Raw genomic sequence first — 24,210 nt, 5'->3', positions numbered from 1 at the left:
GTTGTTTCAGTGCCAAAGATGCTCTACGGTTGCCAGTGACAGCCCTCACCCCCTCATTCGGGAGGACAAGCCATGTCACCCGCCGCCCCCTGTACCGTCGTCGTCTTCGGCGGCACCGGCGACCTCGCCGTCCGTAAGCTCCTGCCCGCCCTCTACCTGCGCGATCACGACGGCCAGTTGCCGCCCGGCAGCCGGATCGTCGGCGCCGCGCGCGCCGGCCTCGACACCGACGGCTACCGCGACAAGGTCCGCGGGGAGCTCGCGCGCTTCGTGCCCGCCCACCTGCTGGACTCCGGCACCCTCACCCGGTTCCTGGACCGCCTCGACTACGTGAGCGTCGACTTCGCAGGCGGGGACGATTGGTCCTCCCTCCGCGACGTCCTGGCCCCGGACTCCGTGCGCGTGTACTACCTCGCTTGCGCCCCTTCGCTGTTCGGGCCGATCTCCCATCACCTCGACCGGCACGGCCTCGTCGAGCCGACGTCGCGGGTGGTGCTCGAGAAGCCCATCGGCCGCGACCTCGCGTCCGCCCGCGCGATCAACGACGCGGTCGGCGAGGTGTTCGACGAGTCGCAGATCTTCCGCATCGACCACTACCTCGGCAAGGAGAGCGTCCAGAACCTGCTCGTCACCCGGTTCGCCAACACCCTGCTCGAGCCGCTGTGGAACTCGACGTGGATCGACCACGTGCAGATCACCGTCTCCGAATCCCTCGGCGTGGGTACCCGCGGCGGCTACTACGACACCTCCGGGGCCCTGCGCGACATGCTGCAGAACCACCTGCTGCAGGTGCTGTGCCTGGTGGCGATGGAACCGCCGACGGTCGTCGATCGCGAGACCGTGCGCGACGAGAAACTCAAGGTGCTGCAGGCACTGCGGCCGATGACGCCCGACGACGTCGAAAGATTCACCGTCACCGGGCAATACGGACCCGGACTGGTCGACGGCGGTGCCGTGCCCGGGTATCGCGACGAGGTGGAGATCCCGGACAGCCGCACCGAGACCTTCGTCGCGGTGCGCGCGGAGGTGCGCAACTGGCGCTGGGCCGGCGTGCCGTTCTACCTGCGCACCGGCAAGCGCCTCGAGAAGCGCAGTTCCGAGATCGTGGTGCAGTTCAAGGACGTTCCGCACCCGATGTTCCCCCGTGCCGAGGGCGCCACCGAACCCAATCGCCTGGTGATCCGGCTGCAGCCCGACGAGGGCATCTGCCTGCACATGACCGCCAAGGAGCCCGGGCCCGGCGGGATCCGCCTGCGCCCGGTGTCGCTGGATCTGAACTACGTGGACGCGTTCGACCGTCCGTCCCCCGACGCGTACGAGCGGCTGCTGATGGACGTGGTGCGGGGTGACCCGACCCTGTTCATGCGCCGCGACGAGGTGGAGACCGCGTGGGCGTGGGTCGAGCCGATCCTGCAGACCTGGGACCGCACCGGCCGGGTGCCGCGCCGCTACCCGGCGGGTACGTCCGGCCCCACCGACGCGATCACCCTCATCGAGCGCGACGGCCGCGCCTGGTACGAAGGACCTTCCTCATGAGCCACGTCCATCCCGTTCTCGCCCGGGTCACCGACCGCATCGTCCGGCGCAGCCGGGCCGAGCGTGCCGCCTACCTCGAGCGGCTGCGCGCCGCCGCCGACAAGGGCCCCGCCCGCGGGCGCCTCGCGTGCGCCAACCTGGCCCACGGATTCGCCGCGGCCGAGCCCGCCGACAAGTCCGCGCTGCGCGGGCTGGTGAAGCCGAACATCGCGATCGTCTCGTCCTACAACGACATGCTCTCCGCACACCGGCCCTTCGAGGAGTACCCGGCACGGCTGAAGGCCGCGGTCCTCGAGGCGGGCGGCATCGCACAGTTCGCCGGCGGCGTCCCGGCCATGTGCGACGGCATCACCCAGGGCCGCGACGGCATGCAGCTGTCGCTGTTCAGCCGCGACGTCATCGCGATGTCCACCGCTATCGCGTTGTCGCACGACATGTTCGACGGCGCGCTCATGCTCGGGGTCTGCGACAAGATCGTCCCCGGCATGCTGATCGGCGCCCTGGGCTTCGGGCACCTGCCGACGGTGTTCGTCCCGGCCGGGCCGATGACGTCGGGGCTGCCCAACGGCGAGAAGGCCCGGGTGCGGCAGCTCTACGCGGAGGGCCGGGCCCGACGCGAAGACCTGCTCGAGGCCGAGGCCGCGTCCTATCACGGTGCCGGCACGTGCACCTTCTTCGGCACCGCCAACTCCAATCAGCTGCTGATGGAGGTGATGGGCCTGCACCTGCCCGGCGCGAGCTTCGTCAACCCCGGCACCGAGCTGCGGGACGCGCTCACCGACGAGGCCGCGCGCCGCATCACCGGCCTCACCGCGCTCGGCTCCGACTTCACCCCGGTCGGTGAGGTCGTCGACGAGCGGGCCGTCGTCAACGGCTGCGTCGCGCTGCTCGCCACCGGCGGCTCCACCAATCACACGATGCACCTCGTGGCGATCGCGCGGGCCGCGGGCATCACGCTCACGTGGCGCGACCTGGCGGACCTGTCGGCCGTCGTGCCGCTGCTCGCCCGGATCTACCCCAACGGCGCGGCCGACGTGAACCACTTCCACGCCGCCGGCGGGCTCGGTGTCGTCGTCGCGGAGCTGCTCTCGGCGGGCCTGCTGCACGACGACGTCACCACCGTCGCCGGCCCCGGGCTGCATCGGTACACGCAGGAGCCGCGGCTGCGCGACGGGGCGCTGCAGTGGGAGGCCGGACCGTCCGAGAGCCTGGACCGCACCGTCCTGCGCGGCGTCGTGGACCCGTTCGCCGTCGACGGCGGGCTCAAGGTGCTCGACGGCAATCTCGGCGAGGCCGTGCTCAAGGTGTCCGCGGTCGCCCCGGAGCACCACATCGTCACCGCGCCGGCCCGGGTGTTCGACGACCAGGCCGACTTCCTCACGGCGTTCGAGGCGGGCGAACTCGACCGCGACATCGTGGCGGTGCTGCGCTACCAGGGCCCGCGCGCGAACGGAATGCCGGAGCTGCACAAGCTCACCCCCGCGCTGGGGGTGCTGCAGGACCGCGGGCGCCGGGTCGCGCTGGTGACCGACGGCCGGATGTCGGGCGCGTCCGGCAAGGTTCCCGCCGCCATCCACGTCACGCCCGAGGCCGCGGCCGGCGGCCCGCTCGCCCGCGTCCGCGACGGCGACCTGATCACCGTCGACGCCGTCGCCGGCTCGCTGTGCGTGCACCTGTCCGACGTCACGCTCGCCGACCGCGTGGCGACCGGCCACGCCCCCACCGACGACGCCTGGACGGGCACGGGCCGGGAACTGTTCGCGGGCCTGCGGGCCGCCGTGGGCCCGGCCACCCTCGGCGCCAGCGTCTTCCAACCCAACCCCGCGTGAAGGAGACCCCCGATGAGCCTGCTGGACGTGACCCCTGTCGTTCCCGTCGTCGTGATCGACGATGCCGCGGACGCGGTCCCGATCGCCCGGGCCCTCGTCGACGGCGGCGTGCCGATGATCGAGCTGACCCTGCGCACCGCGTGCGCCCTCGAGGCGATCGAGCGGATCGCCGCCGAGGTTCCCGAGATCACCGTCGGTGCCGGCACGATCGTCGAACCCGGCCAGGCCGCGCAGGCCGCGGCGGCCGGCGCGCGCTTCCTGGTGTCGCCGGGCGCGACGGAGTCGCTGCTGAAGGCCATGACCGACACGGGACTGCCGCACCTGCCGGGTGCCGCGACCGTCTCGGAGGTGCTGCTGCTCCTCGAACGCGGCTACCGCGAGATGAAGTTCTTTCCCGCGGAGGCCGCGGGGGGCACCCGGTTCCTCGCGTCCGTCCACTCCCCCGTGCCCGCGGCCCGGTTCTGCCCCACCGGCGGGATCTCGGTCGCGACCGCCCCCGACTACCTCGCGCTGCCCAACGTCGGCTGCGTGGGGGGCTCGTGGCTCACCCCCGCCGATGCGGTGCAGACCCGGGACTGGGCCCGGATCACCCGCCTCGCGCAGGTGACCACGAAACTGCGCCTGGCCGAGGCGTAGGCGGACCGGCTCGCCCCCGTCCTACTCGGACACGACGGGGGCGAGCCCTCGACGTCCCTGGATCCGCGCGTTTCGCCGTCAGCCGCGACCGTCGTGCCGCGCACGTCCGACCGGGCCGGTCGCGGATCTTCCGCGCCGGCCGGGACGAGCGGATGGCTGCGGGACGGTACCCTGGGCGGATGCGTGAGGACACCGACCACCCCGGCTCGCAGTCGTCGCTGCGTTCGGCCAATCAGCAACGGGTGGTTCGGGTTCTGCAGTCCGGCGGCGAACTCACCCAGGCGGAGATCGCCCGGCGCACCGGTCTGGCCCCGGCCACGGTGTCGAACCTGGTGCGGGAACTGACCACCAGCGGCCTGGTGGAGGTGGCGGCGGCCGAGCGCCCAGGCCAGCGAGGGCGGGCCGTGAAGCTCACCCGGTCGGCGGGCCTGGCGGTCGGAATCGACTTCGGGCACCGGCATCTCACCGTCGCCGTCGCCGACCTGTCGCACGAGATCCTCGCCGAGAAGCGGGTCGAGCTGGCGACCGGACATCGCGCCGAGGACGGGATAACAAGGGCCGAAGCACTTCTCGACGACGCCCTCGTCGAACTCGGCTGCGGCCGCGACGCCGTCGCGGCCGTCGGCATGGGCCTGCCCGCACCGGTCGAATCCGCCACGCACCGGATCGGCGGGCCGTCGATCCTGCCGGGCTGGGTGGGCGTCGACCCGGCCGCACTGGCCGCCGAGCGGCTCGCGCTTCCCGTCCATGTCGACAACGACGCCAATCTCGGTGCGCTGGCCGAGCACATCTGGGGTGCCGGGCGCGGCGTCGACGACCTGGCCTACATCAAGCTGTCCGACGGCGTCGGCGCCGGACTGGTGCTGGACGGGCGGCTGTACCGGGGCCGCGCCGGCACGGCCGGCGAGATCGGCCACACCTCCCTCGACGAGTTCGGCCAGGTGTGCCGGTGCGGCAACCGCGGCTGCCTCGAGACGATGGTGGCCTCGCACGTGGTGATCGGGCTGCTCGAGCCGAGCCGGGGGCCCGGCCTGACGATCGCGGACGTGGTGGCCCTCGCCGAGGCCGGCGACGCCGGGTGCGCCCGGGTGCTCGCGGACACCGGTCGCCACGTCGGGGTCGCGGCGGCGAGCCTGTGCAACCTGCTCAATCCGCAGCTGCTCCTGATCGGCGGCGAACTCGCCCTGGCGGGAGAGCTGCTGCTCGAGCCCCTCCGTCGCGCGATCGAGCGGTATGCGGTGCCCAGCGCCGCGCGCACCGTACAGGTACGGACGGCGGCGCTCGGGGCCCGGGCCCAGGTGCTCGGGGCGGTCGCGCTGGGACTGCGGGCGGCCAGCCCCCGCTGAAGATCATATTCGAGGCTTCGTCGCCGATTCACGTCCACAGCTAGGTTCAGATTCGAACATAGATAGCGTCTCGGAACATTCTTTTCATTCATTTCTTGACGACTGACGCCGCTTCGTCCTACTGTGGTCCAGCACACAGTCCGCGTGACCGCCGCCACTCGCCTCCCGGAACGGGACCGCCGCGGCCGGGTCCCGCCGCCCACGAGGAGTCCCATGAGCAACCACGTCGCGCTCCCGACCGTCCCCGACACCGGACCGGACACCGCCGGCACCCCGGTGCCGGTCCGTATCGCCGCCATCGCCGCGCTCGGCGGCCTGTTGTTCGGCTTCGACAGCGCCGTCATCAACGGTGCCGTCTCGGCCATCGAATCCCGGTTCGCCGTCTCGTCCGCCGTCCTCGGCTTCGCGGTCGCCTCGGCCCTGCTCGGCGCGGCCGGCGGCGCCGTCCTCGCCGGCCGCATCGCGGACCGCTACGGCCGGCTCACCACCATGCAGGTCGCCGCCGCGATGTTCCTGGTCAGCGCGCTGGGCACCGGATTCGCCTTCAACGTCGAAACTCTCGTCGTGTTCCGCATCGTCGGCGGTGTCGGCGTCGGACTCGCCTCCGTCATCGCCCCCGCCTACATCGCCGAGATCTCCCCCGCCCGGGTGCGCGGTCGCCTGGGATCGCTGCAGCAGCTCGCGATCGTCGTCGGCATCTTTGCCGCCCTGCTCGTCGACTACGCCCTCGCCGCCCTCGCCGGTGGCTCCCGCGAGGAACTGTGGTTCGGGCTCGAGGCGTGGCGCTGGATGTTCCTGTCCATGATCGTTCCCGCGCTCGTGTACGGATTCCTGACGCTCACCATCCCGGAGTCCCCGCGCTATCTCGTCGCGAAGGGCCGCATCGGTGAAGCCCGCGGCATCCTCGGCATGCTGCTCGGCGAGCAGGGCATCGACCTGCGCATCGAATCGATCCGCGCCACCCTCGGCAACGAGCGCACCCCGTCGCTGCGCGACCTGAGGGGTCCCGCGCTGGGCCTGCTTCCCATCGTGTGGATCGGCATCGGGCTGTCGGTGTTCCAGCAGTTCGTCGGCATCAACGTGATCTTCTACTACTCCAGCATCCTTTGGCAGGCAGTGGGATTCGACGAGAACAGCTCTCTCGTCATCACCGTCGTCACCTCCGTCGTCAACATCGCCACCACCCTCGTGGCCATCGCGTTCGTCGACCGCATCGGACGCCGGCCCCTGCTAATCATCGGGTCGGCAGGCATGGCCGTCACCCTCACCACGATGGCCGTCGTCTTCGCCACCGCCTCCACCACCGTCGTCGACGGCGTGACCACCCCGCACCTGACCGGACTGCAGGGTCCGATCGCACTGATCGCCGCGAACCTGTTCGTCGTCGCGTTCGGCATGTCGTGGGGACCGGTCGTGTGGGTCCTGCTCGGCGAGGCCTTCCCCAACCGGATCCGCGCGGCGGCACTGTCGCTCGCCGCCGGCGCGCAGTGGGCGGCCAACTGGGTCATCACCGTGAGCTTCCCCGCCATGAAGGAACTGTCCCTGGGGATCTCGTACGGCTTCTACGCCGTGTGCGCGGTGCTGTCGCTGCTGTTCGTCCTGCGCTGGGTCAAGGAGACCAAGGGCCGCGAGCTCGAGGACATGGACGCCGCCTGAACCCCGGGCACCCCGGTCACAGAACAGTCAGGGAGAGAACAGACATGGCACTGACCATCGGAATCGACGTGGGCGGCACCAAGGTCGCCGCCGGCGTGGTCGACGAGCACGGCACCCTGCACGCCCGGCTGCGCCGCGCCACCCCGTCGGACGACCCCGCCCGCACCGAGGACGTCGTCGCCGACGTGGTCCGCGAACTCCGCGCCGCGCACGACGTGTGCGCGGTGGGCATCGGCGCCGCCGGATTCGTCGCGTCCGACCGTCGTACCGTGCTGTTCGCCCCCAACCTCGCGTGGCGCGGCGAACCGCTCGGGGAGGCCGTCGAGGCCGCGTGCGGGCTGCCGACCGTCGTCGAGAACGACGCCAACGCCGCCGCCTGGGGCGAGGCACGCTTCGGCGCCGGCCGGGGTGCCCGCACCGCGATCGTGCTCACCGTCGGCACCGGCATCGGCGGCGGGCTGATCATCGACGGCGCCCTGCACCGCGGATCCTCGGGGCTGGCCGCGGAGCTCGGCCATCTCAACGTCGAGCCGCACGGCCGTCGCTGCGGGTGCGGCAACCACGGCTGCTGGGAGCGGTACGCCAGCGGACGGGCCCTGGTGCGGGAGGCGCAGGAGATCGCGAGCGTCTCGCCCGCGCTCGCCGGCCGGCTGCTCGAGCTGGCCGGCGAGCGCGCCGAGCAGATCACCGGGCACCACGTCACCACCGCCGCCCGCGAGGGCGACGCCGCCGCGCTCGAGTGCTTCCGCACGATCGGCACCTGGCTCGGGCACGGCATGGCCGACCTCGCCGCGTTTCTCGACCCGGAGGTGTTCGTCCTGGGCGGCGGTGTGTGCGAGGCCGGCGAACTGCTGCGCGGGCCCGCCGTCGCCACGTTCGCCCAGCGGCTGACCGGACGCGGGCACCGCCCGGCCGCCCCGGTGCGCCTGGCCGAGCTCGGCCCCGACGCCGGGATCGTCGGCGCCGCGGACCTGGCCCGGCGCCGCACGGATCTGTCGGCCACACGCCTCGATCTCTCGGCCGTCGGCTGAGCAGCCGTCCGTGTGTGGGGCGAGCGAATGTATCACCGAGTCGGACTGAGGAGATGAGCGATACATTCGCTCGCCGCACGCGGGCCACCGCGTAACACCGTCGTTACCGCGGTTAACCGTTCGCATGACACGACGCCACTACCGTCGGCGGAGCCACGCGTATACAGCCGTGGATACAGACGACGGGAGCGTGCAGCGGTGGACGGACTCGAACGGCTCCTCGCCTCGCTCGACGCGACGCTCGGGCCCGTCGACACCGCTTACGCCACCGCCTATCCCGGGACGACACCGGCGCGGCAACCCGTGCACACCGTGTACGTGCCGGCCCACCGGTACGACGCGACGACCGTCGCGCAGTGGGGCGCCCACGCCCGCCGGGCGCTCGACGAGAACTGCGCCGGTCCCGGCGACCTGGCCACCGTGACAGGGATCGAACCGGAACTCGCCGAGCAGGTCCTACCGCTCGTGCGGGCCAAGCTCGGCACCGAACCGATCGAGGATCTGCGCATCGACTTCGAGGACGGCTTCCCCCAGACGGGCGTGCCCGGCCCGCACCGCGACGCCGACGAGGACGCCCACGTCGCCCGGACCGCCACGGTTCTCGCCGGCAATCCCTCCGCCACCCCGTTCGTGGGGCTGCGCTTCAAGTGCCTCGAGCCGGCCACCCGCCGTCGCGGGATCCGCACGCTCGACGCCTTCGTCGGTGCCCTCGCCGAGAACACTCCCACTCCGGACGGTTTCGTCGTCACACTGCCCAAGGTGACTGCACCCGAGCAGGTCTCCGCGATGGTCACCGTGTGCGAGCACCTCGAGCGTGCCCACGGGCTCGCCGCTCCCCTGCGGTTCGAGATCCAGATCGAGACCCCGCAGGCGATCTGCGGTCCCGACGGCACCGCACAGGTGGCGCGGATGCTGCACGCCGCCGCGGGCCGCTGCGCGGGACTGCACTACGGTACCTACGACTACTCCGCCGCGTGCGACATCGCCGCCGAGTACCAGGCCATGGACCACCCCGTCGCCGACCACGCCAAGGCCACCATGCAGGTGGCCGCCGCCGGCACCGGTGTACCCCTGTCCGACGGATCCACCAACCGTCTCCCCGTCGGCACCCGGGAACAGATCCGGGCCGCGTGGGGCCTGCACGCCCGGCTGGTGGAACGGTCGCTGCGCCGCGGGTTCTACCAGGGCTGGGACCTGCACCCCGCGCAACTGCCCACCCGCTATGCCGCGACCTTCGCGTTCTACCGCCGTTCGTTCCCCACCGCGGCGGCCCGCCTCGCCGCCTACCTGTCTCCGGGTCGCGACTCCGGCTACCTCGACGAACCCGCGACGGCTCGCGCCCTGGCCACGTTCCTGCTCCGCGGCCTCGCCTGCGGAGCCCTCACCGAGACCGAGGTCCGCGATCGCGCGGAGACCACGCCGGACCGGCTGGCGCAGCTCGCGGGTCGACAGGAAGGACCCACGAGATGACCACCGTGATCCGCACGCGACGCGCCGTCGTCGGCGACCGCGAACACTCCTGCTCGGTCGTGCTCCGGGACGGGCGCATCGCCGCGATCGGGGCCTACGACGACCCCCGCCCAGCGGGCGCCGAGGAGGTCGTCCTCGCCGACGACGAGGCCCTGCTGCCCGGCCTGGTCGACACGCACGTGCACATCAACGATCCCGGACGCACCGAGTGGGAGGGCTTCGCGACCGCGACCCGCGCGGCCGCCGCGGGCGGCGTCACCACCGTCGTGGACATGCCGCTCAACTCCGTGCCGGCCACCGTCGACGTCGCTGCGCTGGCGGTCAAGAAGAAGGTTGCCGCCGAACAGATCTCGGTCGACGTCGGATTCTGGGGCGGCGCCGTGCCGGGCAACCTCGCCGAACTCGAACCGCTCTGGGACGCGGGCGTGTACGGCTTCAAGTGCTTCCTCGCCCATTCCGGACTGGACGAGTATCCACCGCTCGACCGGGAGCAGATGCTCGCCGCGATGCACACGATCGCGGGCTTCGGGGGCCTGCTCATCGTGCACGCCGAGGACGGGCCCACCCTCGCCGCCCAGCCGCCGGCCGCGGGTCGCCGGTATACCGGCTTCCTGCGGTCGCGTCCGCCGGCCGCGGAGTCTCGGGCCGTCGCACAGGTGCTCGAGGGCGCCCGGGAAACGGGTTGCCGCACCCACATTCTGCACCTGTCCGACTCCGGGAGCCTGCCGCTGATCGCGCAGGCCAAGGCCGACGGCGTGCCCGTCACCGTCGAGACGTGCCCCCACTACCTGGCTCTGTTCAGCGAGGAGATCCTGGACGGCGCAACTCATTTCAAGTGCTGCCCGCCGATCCGCGAGGCGAGCAACCGGGAAGGCCTGTGGCGCGGGCTCGCCGACGGCACGATCGACGCGGTGGTCTCGGACCACTCGCCGTGCGTGCCGGAACTGAAGACGTTCGCGACCGGAGACTTCGGCGAGGCGTGGGGCGGCATCTCGTCGCTGCAGCTCGGCCTGCCGATCGTGTGGTCCCAGGCCCGGCGTCGCGGCCACACCCTGGCGGAGGTGACCCGGTGGATGGCCCGGGGCCCCCGCGACCTGGTGGGCATGACCGACCGGGGCGAGATCGCGATCGGCAACGTCGCGGACTTCTGCGTCCTCGCCCCCGACGACGCGTTCGTCGTCTTCCCCGAACGCCTGCACCACCGCAACGCCGTCACCCCCTATGCCGAGACCGCGCTGGCCGGGGTGGTCCGCGGGACGTGGCTCGGCGGCCGCCCCGTGGACCGGACGCCGCGTGGCCGCCTGCTCGACCGTGAGAGGACGAACCCGTGACCGCCCCCGCCTTCCTGCAACTGCCCGACCTCGCGTCCCGGACCCTCGCCGGATCCGTGGTGTACGCCAACGACGAGCTGTTCGCCCAGCGGGAGAATCTCGTCACCCCGGAACCGCCGGCCTTCGATACCGGGGACTTCGGGCACAAGGGCAAGGTGTACGACGGCTGGGAGACCCGGCGGCGCCGCGAACCCGGCCACGACGTCGCGATCGTCCGGCTCGGGGTGCCCGGAGTCGTGCGCGGCGTGGTGATCGACACCGCGTGGTTCACCGGCAACTATCCACCGTTCGCCTCGGTGGACGCCGTCGAGACGGAGGGGTATCCGACTCCGGACCAGCTGCTCGCGGCGCCGTGGCAGCCGATCCTCGACAGGGTGGCCCTCGCCGGGGACGCCGCCAACACCTTCGCGGTCGACAGCGAATCCCGATGGACACACCTGCGGCTCAACATCTTTCCCGACGGCGGCGTGGCCCGGCTGCGGGTGCACGGCGAGCCCCGGCCCGACCCGGCGTTCCTCACCGGGACGATCGACCTCGCCGCCCTCGAGCACGGTGCCGACGTGGTGGACTGCTCGAACCGCTTCTACTCGTCTCCGCGCAACATCATCGCTCCCGGCCGGGCGCGGCACATGGGCGAGGGCTGGGAGAACGCCCGCCGCCGCGACGGCGGCAACGACCATGTGGTGGTGCGCCTGGCCGGGGAGGGCCTCGTCGACCACGTCGAAATCGACACCTCGTACTTCGTCGGCAACGCCCCCGGATGGGCTCGACTGATCGGAATCCCGGACGGCGCAGCGCTCTCCGACGAATCCGCGTGGGTCGAGCTCGTGCCGCGGACGGCGCTGCTGCCCGACTGCCGGCACCGGTTCCGCGTCGACGCGGCCGTGCCGCTGCGGCACGTGCGGCTCGACGTCTACCCCGACGGCGGCATCGCCCGGCTGCGCGTGCACGGGCGGCTGACGTAGGCGGTGCGTCCTTTGGGCGGCGGCAACAGCCCAAAGGGCACACCGGCGACGTCAGTCGCCCGCGGTGAGAAATTGATTACCTGCGCGAAACATGGTGGCCGTCGCCCGTAAAGGCGCTGGGCTAGAACTGTATTCACCACCGTATACAGCCTTGTGTCCCCGGACGGAGCCCTCCATGGCAACAGCCCATCCCGTCGACACCCGACTGCCCTTCGGGCGGCAGTTGGCGTTCGGCATCCAGCACGTCCTGATCATGTACACCGGATGCATCACCGTCCCGCTGGTCTTCGGCGCCGCCGTGGGTCTCGACCGCGGGACCGTCGCGATGCTCATCAATGCCGACCTGCTGATCGCCGGCCTGATCACGATCATCCAGAGCCTCGGCGTCGGCAAACTCGCCGGCGTCCGGCTGCCCATCGTCTGCGGCGCCACCTTCGCCGGGCTGACCCCGATGATCCTCATCGCCGAGGAGTACGGCCTGCAGGCGGTGTACGGGTCGATGCTCGTCGGTGGCATCGTCGGCCTGGCCCTGGCGTGGCCGTTCGCGAAGGTGATCAAGTTCTTCCCGCCGCTGGTGACCGGCGCCGTGCTCACCGTCGTCGGCATCTCCCTCATCGGTGTCGCCGGTGGGCTCATCGTCGGCACCGACCCCACCGCACCCACGTTCGCCGATCCCGCGAACATCGCTCTCGCCGTGGCGGTCATGGCCGTCGCCATCGGATTCATCTGCCTCGGCCGCGGGATCTGGACGCAGCTCGGCGTGCTGATCGCCTTGCTCGTGGGCACCCTCGCCGCGCTGCCGATGGGCCTGATCGACCTCGGTGGTGTTTCCGGCTCCGCGTGGCTCGGTGTGCCCACCCCCTTCCACTTCGGTGGGCCCGAATTCCCGATCACCGCCGTCGTCGCCATGAGCATCGTGATGGCCGTCGTGTTCGCCGAGTCGACGGCGAGCATGCTCGCCGTCAGCGAGATCACCGGCAAGCCCGTCACCAAATCCGACATCGCCCGCGGCCTCGCCGGCGACGGCCTGTCCGGCATCTTCGGCGGCATCTTCAACGCGTTCGTCGACACGGTGTTCACGCAGAATGTCGGTGCCGTCGCCACCACCCGCGTCTACAGCCGCTACGTCACCGCCACCAGCGGCGTCATCCTCGTCGTGCTGGGTGCGCTGCCCAAGGTCGGCTCGGTCGTCGCCGCACTGCCCAAGCCCGTCGTCGGCGGGGTGGGCCTGATCCTGTTCGCCACCGTCGCCGTCGTCGGCATCAACACCCTGCGCAAGGTGGACCTCTCCGACCGGATCAACACCACCATCGCCGCGGTCGCCGTGGGCATCGGCCTCGTCCCCGAACTCGCGGAGGGCATGTTCGACAAGTTCCCGTCCGCCGCGCAGATCCTGCTCGGTAGCGGCATCACCCTCGCGGCGATCACCGCGTTCTCGCTCAACCTGCTGTTCAACCACACCAAGCTCGGCGCAACGGCCCGGCGACCCGCCGACGGCACCACCGCCACCGAAAGCGACCAGATCACAGGAGAATCCGTTGTCCCTGCCCACGCGTGAACCCTTCGAGGTCCCGACGATCGACATCGGTCCGTATGTGACCGGCGGCCGGGACTCCGACCGGGTCCGGATCGCCGAACAGATGGACGAGGCCTGCAGCCGCGTCGGATTCGTGCAGATCCTCGGTCACGGCATTCCCGGGACGATCCTCGACGACTTCACCACCGCCCTCGACGACTTCTTCGCCCTCCCGCTCGAGACGAAGAACCGCTACCGCGTCGCCGGCGCCAACCGCGGCTACAGTCCTCCGAAGAGCGAGTCGCTGAGCCTGAGCCTCGGGGTGGAATCCGCCGGGCGGATGAACGACTTCTTCGAAGCGTTCAACATCGGCACCGAAGCCCGCTCGTTCCCCGAACTGTCGCTGTCCGAGGAGGACTACGGTCTCAACGTGTGGCCGGACGTGCCCGGATTCCGGGCGGCGGTGCAGAACTACCGGTCGCACGCCGCGCGGGTGGCCCGCACCCTCACCCGCATCTTCGCCGACGCCCTGGGCCGGGACCCGGACCTCTTCGACGCGCTCACCGACCACTCCGTCGACGTGCTGCGGATGAACAACTACGCCCTGCCCGAAGGCACCGTCCGGCTCGACGGCGAACTCACCGGCATGGGAGAGCACACCGACTTCGGTCTGGTGACGGTGCTGTGGGCCGACCGCGTCGCCGGACTGCAGGTGCTCGGCGGTGACGGCGCCTGGCACGACGTCGCCCCGATCGAGGGCGGCCTGCTCGTCAACCTCGGCGACCTGACGGCGCGGCTGACGGGCGACCGCTGGATGTCGACACTGCACCGCGTCAAGCCGCCGATCGTCGACGGCACGATCGTGCGCCGCCGCTCGGCCGCGTTCTTCCACGACGGCAACGTCGACGCGGTGATCGCCACGCTCCCCGAGTTCGCCGGCGACGAGTGCTACGAGCCCGTCACCGTGCGCGAGCACATCAGGGCCAAGCTGGCCGGGTCGCGGCAGGGCCGGGCCAACACCGCTGCCGCCCGTGAGGCGGCCCGCGTGCTCGCCGCCGCCGGGCGGGACCTGCCGTGACACACGTCGTGCTGGTGCACGGAGCCTGGGCGGGGGCCTGGGTGTGGGACACCGTGCTGGGTCCGCTGCGCGCCGCGGGGTTCACTCCGCACGCGCTGGATCTGCCGGGCGCCGGCACGTGGGGCGCGGCGGACGTCACCCTCGACGACGTCGCCGGCCACGTCGCCGCGCACGTCACCACGCTCGACGGCCTGGTGTTCCTCGTCGGGCACTCCGGCGGCGGCATCGTCGTCACCCAGGTCGCCGAGCTCCTCGGCGAGCGTATCGCCGGGGTGGTGTACGTCGCGGGCATGATGCTGCCCTCGGGCACCGACTTCGGGCAGCTGTGCGACGACCTGGGCCTCGCACCACCGGTGGGGATCTCGCGGTGGCTGCGGCCCACGGCCGACGGGCGGGGCACCGTGGTGCCCCGGAAGCCGGGGCGACGGTGTTCTTCCACGAGGCCGCCCCGGCCGACGCCGTCGCCGCCGCGCGCCGGCTCGTCCCAGAGCTCGAGACGGCCCGGCTCATGGCGTCGGCCTGGACACCGGAGCGGTTCGGAACCGTGCCCCGGCTGTACGTCGAGGCCACCCTCGACCGCACCGTCCCGCTGGTCGCCCAGCGCGAGATGCAGCGGCTCGTGCCCGGGGCCCGGGTGATCACTCTGGACACCGATCACGCGCCGCAGTTGTCGGCCCGCGACGAGCTGGTGGACGGTATTCGCCAATGGTGCCTTTCCGGACTTCCGGAGCCCCGAAAGGACGCCACGGCAGCGGCACTGCCATAGGCTCGCACCATGACGGCATCGGCGACGATCGGCTCACCGGAGGAGCTGGCGCGGGCGCTGGACACGACGGGCTACCTCGCCGACGACGGCCTCGCGACGGTCGCCTTCCTGGCTCTGCGCATGGGCCGCCCGCTGTTCTGCGAGGGGGAACCCGGCACCGGCAAGACATCGCTGGCCATTGCGCTCGCCGACGCGCTGGGCCTGCCGCTGATCCGCTTGCAGTGTCACGAGGGCATCGATGCGTCCCAGGCCCTCTACGACTGGGACTTCCCCCGGCAGTTGCTGCACCTGCGCACCCTCGAGGCCGCGAGCGGCGGCCACCTGGAGGCCGAGGAGGCGGAACGCTCGCTGTACACCGAGCGTTTCCTGCTGGCGCGGCCCCTGCTGCAGGCGCTCACCGACGCGCCGTGCGTGCTGCTCGTCGACGAGATCGACCGGGCCGACGACGAGTTCGAGGCGTTCCTGCTGCAGGTGCTGGACGAGAACGCCGTCACCATCCCCGAGCTCGGGCAGGTGCGGGCGCAGACGCCGCCGCTGGTGGTCCTCACCTCCAACCGCACCCGCGAGGTGCACGACGCCCTCAAACGCCGCTGCCTGTACCACTGGCTCGAACATCCCGACCTCGCGCGGGAGGTGGAGATCCTGCGCCGCCGCATCCCGGGCATCGCCGAACACCTCGCGGAACAGGTCGCCCACGCCGTGCAGACCATGCGCGGGATGGATCTGCTCAAGCCGCCCGGCGTCGCCGAGTCGCTGGACTGGGCACGAGCGCTGCGCGAACTCGACCGCGACGTGCTCGACGCGACGACCGCGGCCGCGACGCTGGGCGCTGTCCTCAAGTACCGGGAGGACCTCGACCGGGTGGTCCGCACCGGGCTCGACCGGCTCCTGACGGGGTGAGCCCGCGATGACGACGGCCGCGGACGTCGGAGGTCCCCTCGTCGGGATCGCCGGGTTCACCCGCGCCCTCGCCGCGGCCGGCCTGCCCGTCGCCTCGGACGCCGCGGAGGCCTACGTGCGCGCCCTGCGCGAGATCGACCTCGGCGACCGCCGGCAGGTGTACTGGACCGGGCGCGCCACCCTGTGCCACGACCCCGACGACATCCCCCGCTACGACCTCGCGTTCGAAAGCTGGTTCGGCGGAACGGCGCCCGGCGTGACGTCGCCGCGGACCCGCACCCCGCGCCGGGCCCGCATCGCCGGACTCACGCCCGCGGGTGGCGACGAGACCGCCGGGGCGGGCCCGGAACTGCGGGTCGCCGCGGACGACGCCGACGTGCTCCGCCGGCGCGACATCGCGGAACTGTCCGACGCCGAGCGGGCGCACCTCGCCGAGCTGATCGCCACGCTGCATCCGCGACCGCCCACCCGCCCGGCGATGCGGCTGCGCCCGTCGCGCCGGGGCCGCATCGATCCGCGCCGCACGGTGCGCCGGATGCTCGCGGCCGGGGGCGAGCCCGTCCGGCCGAGCCGGCACGGTAAGGCGACCCGTGCGCGCCGGGTGGTGCTGCTGCTCGACGTCTCCGGATCGATGAGCCCCTACGCGGACGCGCTGCTGCGGTTCGCACACGTGGTGACCCGCGCCGATCCCGCCCACACCGAGGTGTTCTCCCTCGGCACCCGCCTGACGCGGCTGTCGCGCGCGCTGCGGGCCCGCGACCCGGAACTCGCCCTCGCCGCGGCGGGCCGGGCGGTCCCCGACTGGGCGGGCGGCACCCGGCTCGGCGAGACCCTGCGGGCGTTCCTGGACCGGTGGGGCCGTCGCGGGCTCGCGCGCGGTGCCGTCGTGGTGATCTTCTCGGACGGCTGGGAACGCGGCGATCCCGGTCTGCTCGCCGAGCAGCTCGCCCAGCTGCGCCGGCTCGCCCGCGCCGTGCTGTGGGTCAACCCGCACGCCGGGGCGGCCGGGTACGAGCCGGTGCAGTCCGGCATCGCGGCCGCCCTGCCGCATCTCGACCGTCTGCTCGCCGGGCACAGCCTCGCGACGCTGCAGGAACTGCTGGAGGAGGTCCACCGTGCGTGAGGTTCTCGACGAACTCGACCGTCGCTACCGGGCAGGTGACACCGTCGCCCTGGGAACCGTGGTCTCGACGTTCCGTTCCGCGCCGCGCGCACCGGGCGCGTCGATGCTCGTCGCCGGCGACGGCACCGTGACCGGCAGCGTCTCCGGCGGTTGCGTGGAGGGCGCCGTGTACGAACTCGCCCAGCAGGTGATCGAGGACGGTGTGCCCGTGTTGCAGCGGTACGGCGTGTCCGACGACGACGCCTTCGCCGTCGGCCTCACGTGCGGCGGCATCATCGACGTGTTCGTCGAACGGGTGGACGTCGCCGGATTCCCCGAACTGGGCGAGGTCGTCGCGTCGGTGCGGGCCGGGGAGCCCGTCGCGGTCGCCACCGTCACCGAGCATCCCGATCCGGCGTGGGTGGGTCGTCGCATGGCGGTGTGGCCGGAGCGCGCGCACGGGGCGCTGGGGTCGGCGCGGGCGGACGACGCCGTCGCCGACGACGCGCGGGGCCTGCTCGCCGCGGGCCGGACCGCGACGCTGCACTACGGGCCCGACGGGCAGCGCCGCGGCGAGGGCATGTCGGTGTTCGTCCACTCGTTCCAGCCACCGCCGCGGTTGCTGGTGTTCGGCGCCATCGACTTCGCGGCCGCCATGGCGCAACTCGGCTCGTTCCTCGGCTACCGCGTGACGGTGTGCGACGCGCGGGGCGTGTTCACCACCGCCGCCCGGTTCCCGGCCGCCGACGAGGTCGTCGTGGACTGGCCGCACCGCTACCTCGCGGCCGAGGCGGCCGCGGGGCGTGTCGACGCGCGCACGGTCGTCACGGTGCTCACCCACGACCCGAAGTTCGACGTGCCGCTGCTCGAGGTGGCGTTGCGGCTCGACCTGGCGTACGTCGGCGCCATGGGGTCGCGACGGACGCACGAGGACCGGTTGGCGCGCCTGCGCGAAGCGGGGATGACGGAGGACGAGCTGGCGCGGCTGTGCTCCCCGATCGGCCTGGATCTGGGGGCGCGCACCCCGGAGGAGACGGCGGTGTCGATCGCGGCGGAGGTCATCGCGCTGAAATGGGGTGGCCGGGGCGAGCACCTCGCCCGCACCGAGGGCCCGATCCACGCCCACGAGGACAGCGCGGTCCCCGGGCAGTAGGAGCTGCCCGGGGGCCGCGCTCAGCCCTCGGCGACGACCCGGAACTTCTCGAGCGAGGTGTCGGTCGCGTCGGGAATCACCATCCCGGCGTTCACGCCGCTGCGCAGGTAGTCGACGACGGCGTCGTCGAGCCGCTCACCCGGCACGACGGCGGGGATGCCGGGCGGATAGGGGGTGATCTGCTCGGCCGCGATGCGCCCGGCGGCCCGGCTCGCGTCGACCATCTCCGCCTTGCCGAAGAACGCGTCGCGTGGCGCCATCACCGAGTCGAGCTGCAGCTCGCCGGGGCTCGGCAGGTACATCCTCGGCGGCGGATCGAACGACTCCGCGGCCCGCGACAGCGCCTCGAGCGCCGCGACGAGCCGGTCCGTGGTGGCGTCGTCGTCCGCCATGGAGAGGGTGGCCAGGATGCGCCGGTGATCGGTCATGCCGAGATCGAGCCGGCAGTGCTCGCGCAGCCAGTCGCTGCACTGATAGCCGGACACGCCGAGTTCGCTCACATCGAGGAGGATCTGCAGCCGATCGAGATCGTGCGAGGCCTCCTCACCGAGCAACCGGTCCTCGAGGACGGTCAGCCCGTCGATCGCGGCGATCCGGTCGCGGGTACGCCGAGCCAGCTGCAGTGCGTCACCGAGCAACTCGGCGCCGTGCTCGACCATCTGCCGGCGCCACCCGTCGAGGGCCGAGTAGATCATCACGTTCGGACTCGTGGTCATCAGCAGGTCGGCACAGGCCGACAGGTGTGCGCCGTCCACCAGGTCGCCTTGTAGGTGGTACACCGATCCCTGCTCGAATCCGGCACCCATCTTGTGGACGCTGACCACGCAGATGTCGGCGCCGGCGTCCATGGCCCAGGTGGGCAGGTCGTCGTGGAACGGCAGGTGCGCGCCCCACGCCTCGTCGACGATGAGGGGCTTGCCCCGCTCGTGGCAGACCTTCGCGATGCCCTCGAGGTCCGCGCACGTGCCGTAGGGGCTCGGGCTGACGATCAGCGCACCGGCTGCATCCGGATACTTCTCCCACGTCTCGCGCACCTGTTGCGGCGACGGCGGATGGGAGAAGTGCATCTCCTCGTCCCATCGGGGGGTGATCCAGCGGGGCGTGACGCCGCTGAAGACCAGCCCGGCAACGATCGACTTGTGCGAGTCCCGGCCGACGAGCAGTCCCCCCGGATCGTTGCCCGCCACCGCCATCATCGCGGCCTTCACGGACAGGGAGCTGCCGCAGGTGGAGAAGAATGCCTGCTCCGCTCCCACCGCCTCGGCCATGAGCTGCTCGGCCCGCGACAGGTAGCCGTTGCTCGATTTCCGGTCGTCGAGGCCGCCCGAGGCGAGCACGTCCGAGCGGAACGTGTCGAGCCCGAGGACCTTCTTCACCCGCGGGTCGGTACCGCGGCCCTGGCGGTGGCCGGGCGGGGAGAAGCCGTAACGGTCGAGCCGGTGGTACTGATCCAATGCATCCAGCAGGGGGGTTTCGGACTGATCCATGCCCGAGGGGTACCCCGCATGCGGACCGGCAACGCCCCGCCGCGGGTCGGCTTCCCCGACCCCACCGCCACAAATGCGGGAACGAGGTTGTTCCGCCACCGATTCGGCGAATCGGCGTATTCGGTGCTCATCGTTGGAGCACAGTGTGAGTGAACACTTCTCGACGATCTTGGATCCCGGATGTTCCCGGCATTGGAGGCCCGATGCGCATCACTGTCACCGTCGACGGGATGACCTACACGGACGAGGTGGAACCGAGGCTGCTGCTCGTGCACTATCTGCGCGACCGGCTCGGCAAGGTCGGCACCGTGGTGGGCTGCGACACCAGCAACTGCGGTGCCTGCACCGTGCACCTCGACGGCCGCAGCGTCAAATCCTGCTCGGTGCTCGCCGTGCAGGCCGACGGCGCGGAGGTCACGACCGTCGAAGGCCTGTCCCGCGACGGCGTGCTGCACCCCGTCCAGCAGGCATTCCACGACAACCACGCACTGCAGTGCGGCTATTGCACGCCCGGCATGATCATGTCGACGATCGACCTGCTCGAGGAGAACCCCGATCCCGACGAGCACGAGGTGCGACTGGGTCTCGAGGGCAACCTGTGCCGCTGCACCGGCTACCAGAACATCGTGCGGGCGGCGCTGGACGCGGCGCAGAAGGCCCGGGCTGCCGAACTGCAGACGGACAACACGACGGCAGGAGGCGGGCGATGACCAGTACCGTCGAACCGGAGATCGGCCAGGCGCGGCGGCGCAAGGAGGACGAGCACCTCGTCACCGGACGCACCCGCTGGACCGACAACCTCGTCCTCCCCGGCATGCTGCACATGGCGATCCTGCGCAGCCCGTTCGCCCACGCCCGCATCACCTCGATCGACACGTCGGAAGCGCGGCAGCGGCCCGGCGTGGTGGCGGTGCTCACCGGCGCCGACGCCTCGCCGGAGCAGGGCAGCCTGCCGTGCGCGTGGGTGATCACCCCCGACATGAAGATTCCGCCCGCGCCGTCCCTGGCCGTCGACACGGTCAACTTCGCCGGGGAGGCCGTCGCCGTCGTCGTCGCGCGCAGCGCCTACGAGGCGCACGACGCTCTCGAGGCGATCGACGTGGACTACGACGACCTGCCCGTGGTCCTCGACCTGGCGACCGCCGCCCGCGACGGCGCCGACCTCGTGCACCCGGACCTCGGCACCAACGTCAGCGCCACCTGGACGTTCGACTCCGCCGAGGCCGGCACCGGCGGCGACGTCGAGCAGGCCATCCGCGACGCCGAGGTGGTCGTCGAGCGCACGTTCCGGCAGCAGCGGCTCATCCCGGCGTTCATGGAGCCGCGCTCCGTCGTCGTCGACCCGACCGGGCCGCAGATCACCGTGTGGTCGGCCACGCAGGTCCCGCACATCCTCAAGCTCATGCTGGCGATGACGCTGGGCATCCCCGAGCACAAGCTGCGGGTGATCGCACCGGACGTCGGCGGTGGTTTCGGCGGCAAGCTGCAGGTGACCCCGGAGGAACTGCTCGCACTGCTCGTCGCGCGCCGACTCGGGAAACCGGTGAAGTACACCGAGACCCGCAGCGAGTCGATGGTCGCGGCGCATCACGGCCGCGATCAGATCCAGAAGCTCACCCTCGCCGCGCGCCGCGACGGCACCGTCGTCGGCCTGAAGGTCGAGCTGCTCGCCGACATGGGCGCCTACCTGAGGCTCGTCACCCCGGGCGTGCCGATCCTGGGCGCGTTCATGTTCAACGGCATCTACAAGTTCGGCGCCTACCACTTCTCGTGCACCAACGTGTTCACCAACAAGGTGCCCACCGACGCCTACCGCGGGGCGGGCCGGCCGGAGGCGACGTTCGGGATCGAACGGATCATGGACGAGCTCGCCGCCGAGCTGTCGATGGATCCGCTCGAGCTGCGCGCCAAGAACTGGATCCGGCACGAGGAGTTCCCGTTCGACACCGTCGCGGGCCTGACGTACGACTCGGGCAACTACGAGGCGGCCACCGCGAAGGCCCGCGATCTGTTCCGGTACGACGAACTGCGCCGTGAGCAGGAGGAACGCCGCCGCCGGCAGGACCCGGTCCAGCTCGGCATCGGGGTGTCGACCTTCACCGAGATGTGCGGCCTGGCGCCGTCGCGGGTACTCGGCTCGCTCAACTACGGGGCGGGCGGCTGGGAGCACGCCGCGATCCGCATGTTGCCCACCGGCCGGGTGGAGGTGGTCACCGGTTCGTCGTCGCACGGACAGGGTCACGAGACGGCGTGGAGCCAGATCGTCGCCGACCGGCTCGGAGTGCCGTTCGAGGACATCGAGGTGCTGCACGGCGACACGCAGACCTCCCCCAAGGGGCTGGACACCTACGGATCCCGGTCCCTCGCCGTCGGCGGTGTGGCCGTGGTCAAGGCCGCGGAGAAGGTGATCGCGAAGGCCCGCCCGATCGCGGCGCACATGATGGAGTGCTCGGAGGACGATCTCGAGTTCACCGAGGGCCGGTTCCGGGTCCGGGGCACCGAGAAGGCCGTGGGCATGAGCGACATCGCGCTCGCGGTGTTCACCGCGGCCGACCTGCCCGAAGGCATCGAACCCAACCTGGATTCCGAGGCCACCTACGACCCGGAGAACTTTTCGTTCCCGCACGGCACGCACCTGTGCGCCACCGAGGTGGACACCGAGACCGGGCAGGTACGTATCCGCTCGTACGTGTGCGTCGACGATGTCGGGCACGTCGTCAACCCGCTCATCGTGGAGGGGCAGGTGCACGGCGGCCTCGCCCAGGGCATCGCGCAGGCCCTGTACGAGGAGGCCGTCCACGACGAGTCCGGCACCCTGCTCAGCGGTTCGTTCGCCGAGTACCTGCTGCCGTCGGCCGCGGACCTGCCGACGTTCACCACCGACCGCACCGAGACCCCGGCGACCGGAAACCCGCTGGGCGTCAAGGGGGTCGGCGAGTCCGGCACGATCGCCTCCACGCCGGCGGTGGTCAACGCCGTCCTCGACGCCGTGCGCCACCTCGGCGTGCGGGACATCGAGATGCCGTGTACCCCGATGCGGGTGTGGCACGCCGTCGAATCAGCTCGGCAATCGGCTCAGGGAGGCGCCCGATGATTCCGTCGACGTTCGACTACGTCGCGCCCACCACCGTCGACGAGGCCGTCGCCGCGCTCGCCGCGGCCGGGGAGGACGCCAAGATCATCGCCGGCGGGCAGAGCCTGATGCCGGTGCTGCGGCTGCGGCTGGCCGCCCCCACCACCCTCGTCGACCTCGGGCGCGTCCCCGACTTGCGGGGGGTGCGCGAGGACGGCGGCGACCTCGTGATCGGCGCGATGACCACCCACCACGACGTGATCCACGATCCGCTCGTGCGCGAACACGCGCGGCTGCTCGCCGAAGCCACGAGCACGGTGGCCGACCCGCAGATCCGGCACCGCGGCACCCTCGGTGGGGCCCTGGCCCACGCCGACCCGGCCGGGGATCTCGGCGCGCCGGTGCTCGCCCTGGGGGCGACCCTCGTCGCGGCCGGACCGTCGGGGCGGCGCAGCATCCCCGTCGCGGAGTTCTTCGACGACTACTTCACCACCACCCTGCGGCCCGAGGAGATCCTCGTCGAGGTGCGGATCCCCAAGCTCACGGGATGGGCGGCGCGGTACGAGAAGTTCAACCGGGTGGCCCACGCCTGGTCGATCGTCGCGGTCGCCGCCACCGTGCAGACGGACGGCGGCACGATCCGTCAGGCCCGGGTGGCGCTGACCAACATGGCGGCCGTGCCCGTGCGGGCGCACGCCGTCGAGCAGGCCCTCGTCGGGCAGCCCGCGACGGCGGACACCGTCCGTGCCGCCGCCGAGCAGGCCACCGAGGGCACCTCCCCCATCAGCGACGGCAACGCCGACGCCGACTACCGCCGCCAGCTCGCGCGGGTGCTCACGCGCCGTGCCGTGGCGACGGCAGCGGACGTCGCCTGAGCAAGCACTGGAGACGAACCATGCAACTCGAACACCACATGTCCGTGCCGGCACCCATCGACGAGGTGTGGACGGCACTGCTCGACCCCGAGAAGGTGGCACCCTGCATGCCCGGCGCCACCCTCACCGGCGTCGACGGCAACACCTTCACCGGCACGGTGAAGATCAAGATGGGACCGGTACAGCTGCTGTACAAGGGCACCGGGAAGTTCGTCGAGACCGACGAGCAGGCCCGCCGCGCGGTCATGGAGGCCGCCGCGAAGGACTCGCGCGGAAACGGCACCGTGAACGCGACGTTCACGATCACCCTCACCGGCGACGGCGACCGGACCGAGGGCACCGTCGTGACCGACCTGTCCATCACCGGCAAGCCCGCCCAGTTCGGCCGGGGGATGATCTCCGACGTCGGCGGCAAGATCATCGAGCAGTTCACGACGTGCCTGGCGGACAAGCTCGGCGG

19 protein-coding genes and 1 pseudogene are annotated in these 24,210 nt (G+C 71.8%); 19 read left to right on the top strand and 1 reads right to left on the bottom strand.

Going from position 1 to position 24,210, the window contains the following annotated elements; all coding sequences use genetic code 11:
* Positions 1-72: 72 nt before the first annotated feature.
* The 15 genes and pseudogenes from zwf to G6038_RS02130 all read left to right on the top strand — a co-directional run bounded on the left by zwf (position 73) and on the right by G6038_RS02130 (position 18,315).
* Entirely contained in the window at positions 73-1,536 is a 1,464-nt protein-coding gene (gene zwf / locus G6038_RS02200) for a glucose-6-phosphate dehydrogenase (protein ID WP_165035708.1), read from the top strand.
* A complete protein-coding gene (gene edd / locus G6038_RS02195) occupies positions 1,533-3,365 on the top strand; it encodes a phosphogluconate dehydratase (protein WP_165035707.1) in 1,833 nt (610 codons plus the stop codon). Before zwf ends, edd begins: the two co-directional genes overlap by 4 nt.
* A 12-nt stretch (positions 3,366-3,377) precedes the next feature.
* A complete protein-coding gene (gene eda / locus G6038_RS02190; RefSeq protein WP_165035706.1) occupies positions 3,378-4,001 on the top strand; it encodes a bifunctional 4-hydroxy-2-oxoglutarate aldolase/2-dehydro-3-deoxy-phosphogluconate aldolase in 624 nt (207 codons plus the stop codon).
* A gap of 179 nt (positions 4,002-4,180) precedes the next feature.
* On the top strand, positions 4,181-5,347 hold the full coding sequence (locus tag G6038_RS02185; protein WP_165035705.1) for an ROK family transcriptional regulator: 1,167 nt from the start codon (positions 4,181-4,183) through the stop codon (positions 5,345-5,347).
* A 213-nt stretch (positions 5,348-5,560) separates the two neighbouring features.
* Positions 5,561-7,003 carry a sugar porter family MFS transporter gene (locus G6038_RS02180; protein ID WP_165035704.1) on the top strand — a complete coding sequence of 481 codons (1,443 nt, stop codon included), beginning with the start codon at positions 5,561-5,563 and terminating at the stop codon, positions 7,001-7,003.
* Positions 7,004-7,047: 44 nt separating this feature from the next.
* Positions 7,048-8,034 (top strand): ROK family glucokinase, encoded by a 987-nt coding sequence (locus G6038_RS02175; protein WP_165035703.1) that lies wholly within the window; start codon positions 7,048-7,050, stop codon positions 8,032-8,034.
* Between the two features lie 198 nt (positions 8,035-8,232).
* The gene (locus tag G6038_RS02170) at positions 8,233-9,504 is read left to right on the top strand and encodes an aldolase (protein ID WP_165035702.1); all 1,272 of its coding nucleotides are present in this window, start codon (positions 8,233-8,235) and stop codon (positions 9,502-9,504) included.
* Positions 9,501-10,835 carry an allantoinase AllB gene (gene allB / locus G6038_RS02165; protein ID WP_165035701.1) on the top strand — a complete coding sequence of 445 codons (1,335 nt, stop codon included), beginning with the start codon at positions 9,501-9,503 and terminating at the stop codon, positions 10,833-10,835. The genes G6038_RS02170 and allB overlap by 4 nt, the downstream gene beginning before the upstream one ends.
* Positions 10,832-11,800: an allantoicase gene (gene alc / locus G6038_RS02160; protein WP_165035700.1), complete on the top strand. Its 969-nt coding sequence runs from the start codon at positions 10,832-10,834 to the stop codon at positions 11,798-11,800. The genes allB and alc overlap by 4 nt, the downstream gene beginning before the upstream one ends.
* 175 nt (positions 11,801-11,975) lie before the next feature.
* Positions 11,976-13,358 carry a nucleobase:cation symporter-2 family protein gene (locus G6038_RS02155; protein ID WP_165035699.1) on the top strand — a complete coding sequence of 461 codons (1,383 nt, stop codon included), beginning with the start codon at positions 11,976-11,978 and terminating at the stop codon, positions 13,356-13,358.
* The gene (locus tag G6038_RS02150; RefSeq protein WP_165035698.1) at positions 13,339-14,394 is read left to right on the top strand and encodes an isopenicillin N synthase family oxygenase; all 1,056 of its coding nucleotides are present in this window, start codon (positions 13,339-13,341) and stop codon (positions 14,392-14,394) included. Before G6038_RS02155 ends, G6038_RS02150 begins: the two co-directional genes overlap by 20 nt.
* A pseudogene (locus G6038_RS02145) lies at positions 14,391-15,160 on the top strand (alpha/beta fold hydrolase). Before G6038_RS02150 ends, G6038_RS02145 begins: the two are co-directional and overlap by 4 nt.
* A 9-nt stretch (positions 15,161-15,169) precedes the next feature.
* The gene (locus tag G6038_RS02140) at positions 15,170-16,060 is read left to right on the top strand and encodes a MoxR family ATPase (RefSeq protein ID WP_100057199.1); all 891 of its coding nucleotides are present in this window, start codon (positions 15,170-15,172) and stop codon (positions 16,058-16,060) included.
* A 7-nt stretch (positions 16,061-16,067) separates the two neighbouring features.
* Entirely contained in the window at positions 16,068-17,183 is a 1,116-nt protein-coding gene (locus tag G6038_RS02135; RefSeq protein ID WP_165035697.1) for a VWA domain-containing protein, read from the top strand.
* Complete coding sequence (locus G6038_RS02130) at positions 17,176-18,315, top strand: XdhC/CoxI family protein (protein WP_165035696.1); 1,140 nt, start codon at positions 17,176-17,178, stop codon at positions 18,313-18,315. Before G6038_RS02135 ends, G6038_RS02130 begins: the two co-directional genes overlap by 8 nt.
* A gap of 20 nt (positions 18,316-18,335) precedes the next feature.
* Here G6038_RS02130 and G6038_RS02125 read toward each other — a convergent pair whose 3' ends face one another.
* The gene (locus tag G6038_RS02125; protein ID WP_165035695.1) at positions 18,336-19,802 is read right to left on the bottom strand and encodes an ornithine decarboxylase; all 1,467 of its coding nucleotides are present in this window, start codon (positions 19,800-19,802) and stop codon (positions 18,336-18,338) included.
* Between the two features lie 203 nt (positions 19,803-20,005).
* Here G6038_RS02125 and G6038_RS02120 point away from each other — a divergent pair, with 203 nt between their 5' ends.
* The 4 genes from G6038_RS02120 to G6038_RS02105 form a co-directional block, all read left to right on the top strand.
* Positions 20,006-20,512, top strand: a complete 507-nt coding sequence (locus tag G6038_RS02120) for a (2Fe-2S)-binding protein (protein WP_165035694.1) — start codon at positions 20,006-20,008, stop codon at positions 20,510-20,512.
* On the top strand, positions 20,509-22,896 hold the full coding sequence (locus G6038_RS02115) for a xanthine dehydrogenase family protein molybdopterin-binding subunit (RefSeq protein ID WP_165035693.1): 2,388 nt from the start codon (positions 20,509-20,511) through the stop codon (positions 22,894-22,896). Before G6038_RS02120 ends, G6038_RS02115 begins: the two co-directional genes overlap by 4 nt.
* Positions 22,893-23,750, top strand: coding sequence for a xanthine dehydrogenase family protein subunit M (locus G6038_RS02110; RefSeq protein WP_165035692.1), 858 nt, complete (start codon positions 22,893-22,895; stop codon positions 23,748-23,750). The genes G6038_RS02115 and G6038_RS02110 overlap by 4 nt, the downstream gene beginning before the upstream one ends.
* Positions 23,751-23,770: 20 nt before the next feature.
* A partial coding sequence (locus G6038_RS02105; protein WP_165035691.1) for an SRPBCC family protein occupies positions 23,771-24,210 on the top strand: 440 nt, incomplete at its 3' end.

Origin of the sequence: Rhodococcus sp. 14C212 (assembly GCF_011058195.1) — a bacterium.
GTDB lineage: Bacteria > Actinomycetota > Actinomycetes > Mycobacteriales > Mycobacteriaceae > Rhodococcus > Rhodococcus aetherivorans.
The sequence above is the reverse complement of the archived record's forward strand: the minus strand, read 5'-3'. Positions and strand labels throughout refer to the sequence as shown.

Coding starts and splice junctions, on each gene's coding strand:
- edd (WP_165035707.1), top strand. CDS start 1,533: ATGAGCCACGTCCATCCCGTTCTCGCCCGGGTCACCGACCGCATCGTC.
- allB (WP_165035701.1), top strand. CDS start 9,501: ATGACCACCGTGATCCGCACGCGACGCGCCGTCGTCGGCGACCGCGAA.
- G6038_RS02185 (WP_165035705.1), top strand. CDS start 4,181: ATGCGTGAGGACACCGACCACCCCGGCTCGCAGTCGTCGCTGCGTTCG.
- G6038_RS02175 (WP_165035703.1), top strand. CDS start 7,048: ATGGCACTGACCATCGGAATCGACGTGGGCGGCACCAAGGTCGCCGCC.
- G6038_RS02135 (WP_165035697.1), top strand. CDS start 16,068: ATGACGACGGCCGCGGACGTCGGAGGTCCCCTCGTCGGGATCGCCGGG.
- G6038_RS02110 (WP_165035692.1), top strand. CDS start 22,893: ATGATTCCGTCGACGTTCGACTACGTCGCGCCCACCACCGTCGACGAG.
- eda (WP_165035706.1), top strand. CDS start 3,378: ATGAGCCTGCTGGACGTGACCCCTGTCGTTCCCGTCGTCGTGATCGAC.
- G6038_RS02120 (WP_165035694.1), top strand. CDS start 20,006: ATGCGCATCACTGTCACCGTCGACGGGATGACCTACACGGACGAGGTG.
- G6038_RS02180 (WP_165035704.1), top strand. CDS start 5,561: ATGAGCAACCACGTCGCGCTCCCGACCGTCCCCGACACCGGACCGGAC.
- G6038_RS02140 (WP_100057199.1), top strand. CDS start 15,170: ATGACGGCATCGGCGACGATCGGCTCACCGGAGGAGCTGGCGCGGGCG.
- G6038_RS02115 (WP_165035693.1), top strand. CDS start 20,509: ATGACCAGTACCGTCGAACCGGAGATCGGCCAGGCGCGGCGGCGCAAG.
- G6038_RS02155 (WP_165035699.1), top strand. CDS start 11,976: ATGGCAACAGCCCATCCCGTCGACACCCGACTGCCCTTCGGGCGGCAG.
- G6038_RS02125 (WP_165035695.1), bottom strand. CDS start 19,802: ATGGATCAGTCCGAAACCCCCCTGCTGGATGCATTGGATCAGTACCAC.
- zwf (WP_165035708.1), top strand. CDS start 73: ATGTCACCCGCCGCCCCCTGTACCGTCGTCGTCTTCGGCGGCACCGGC.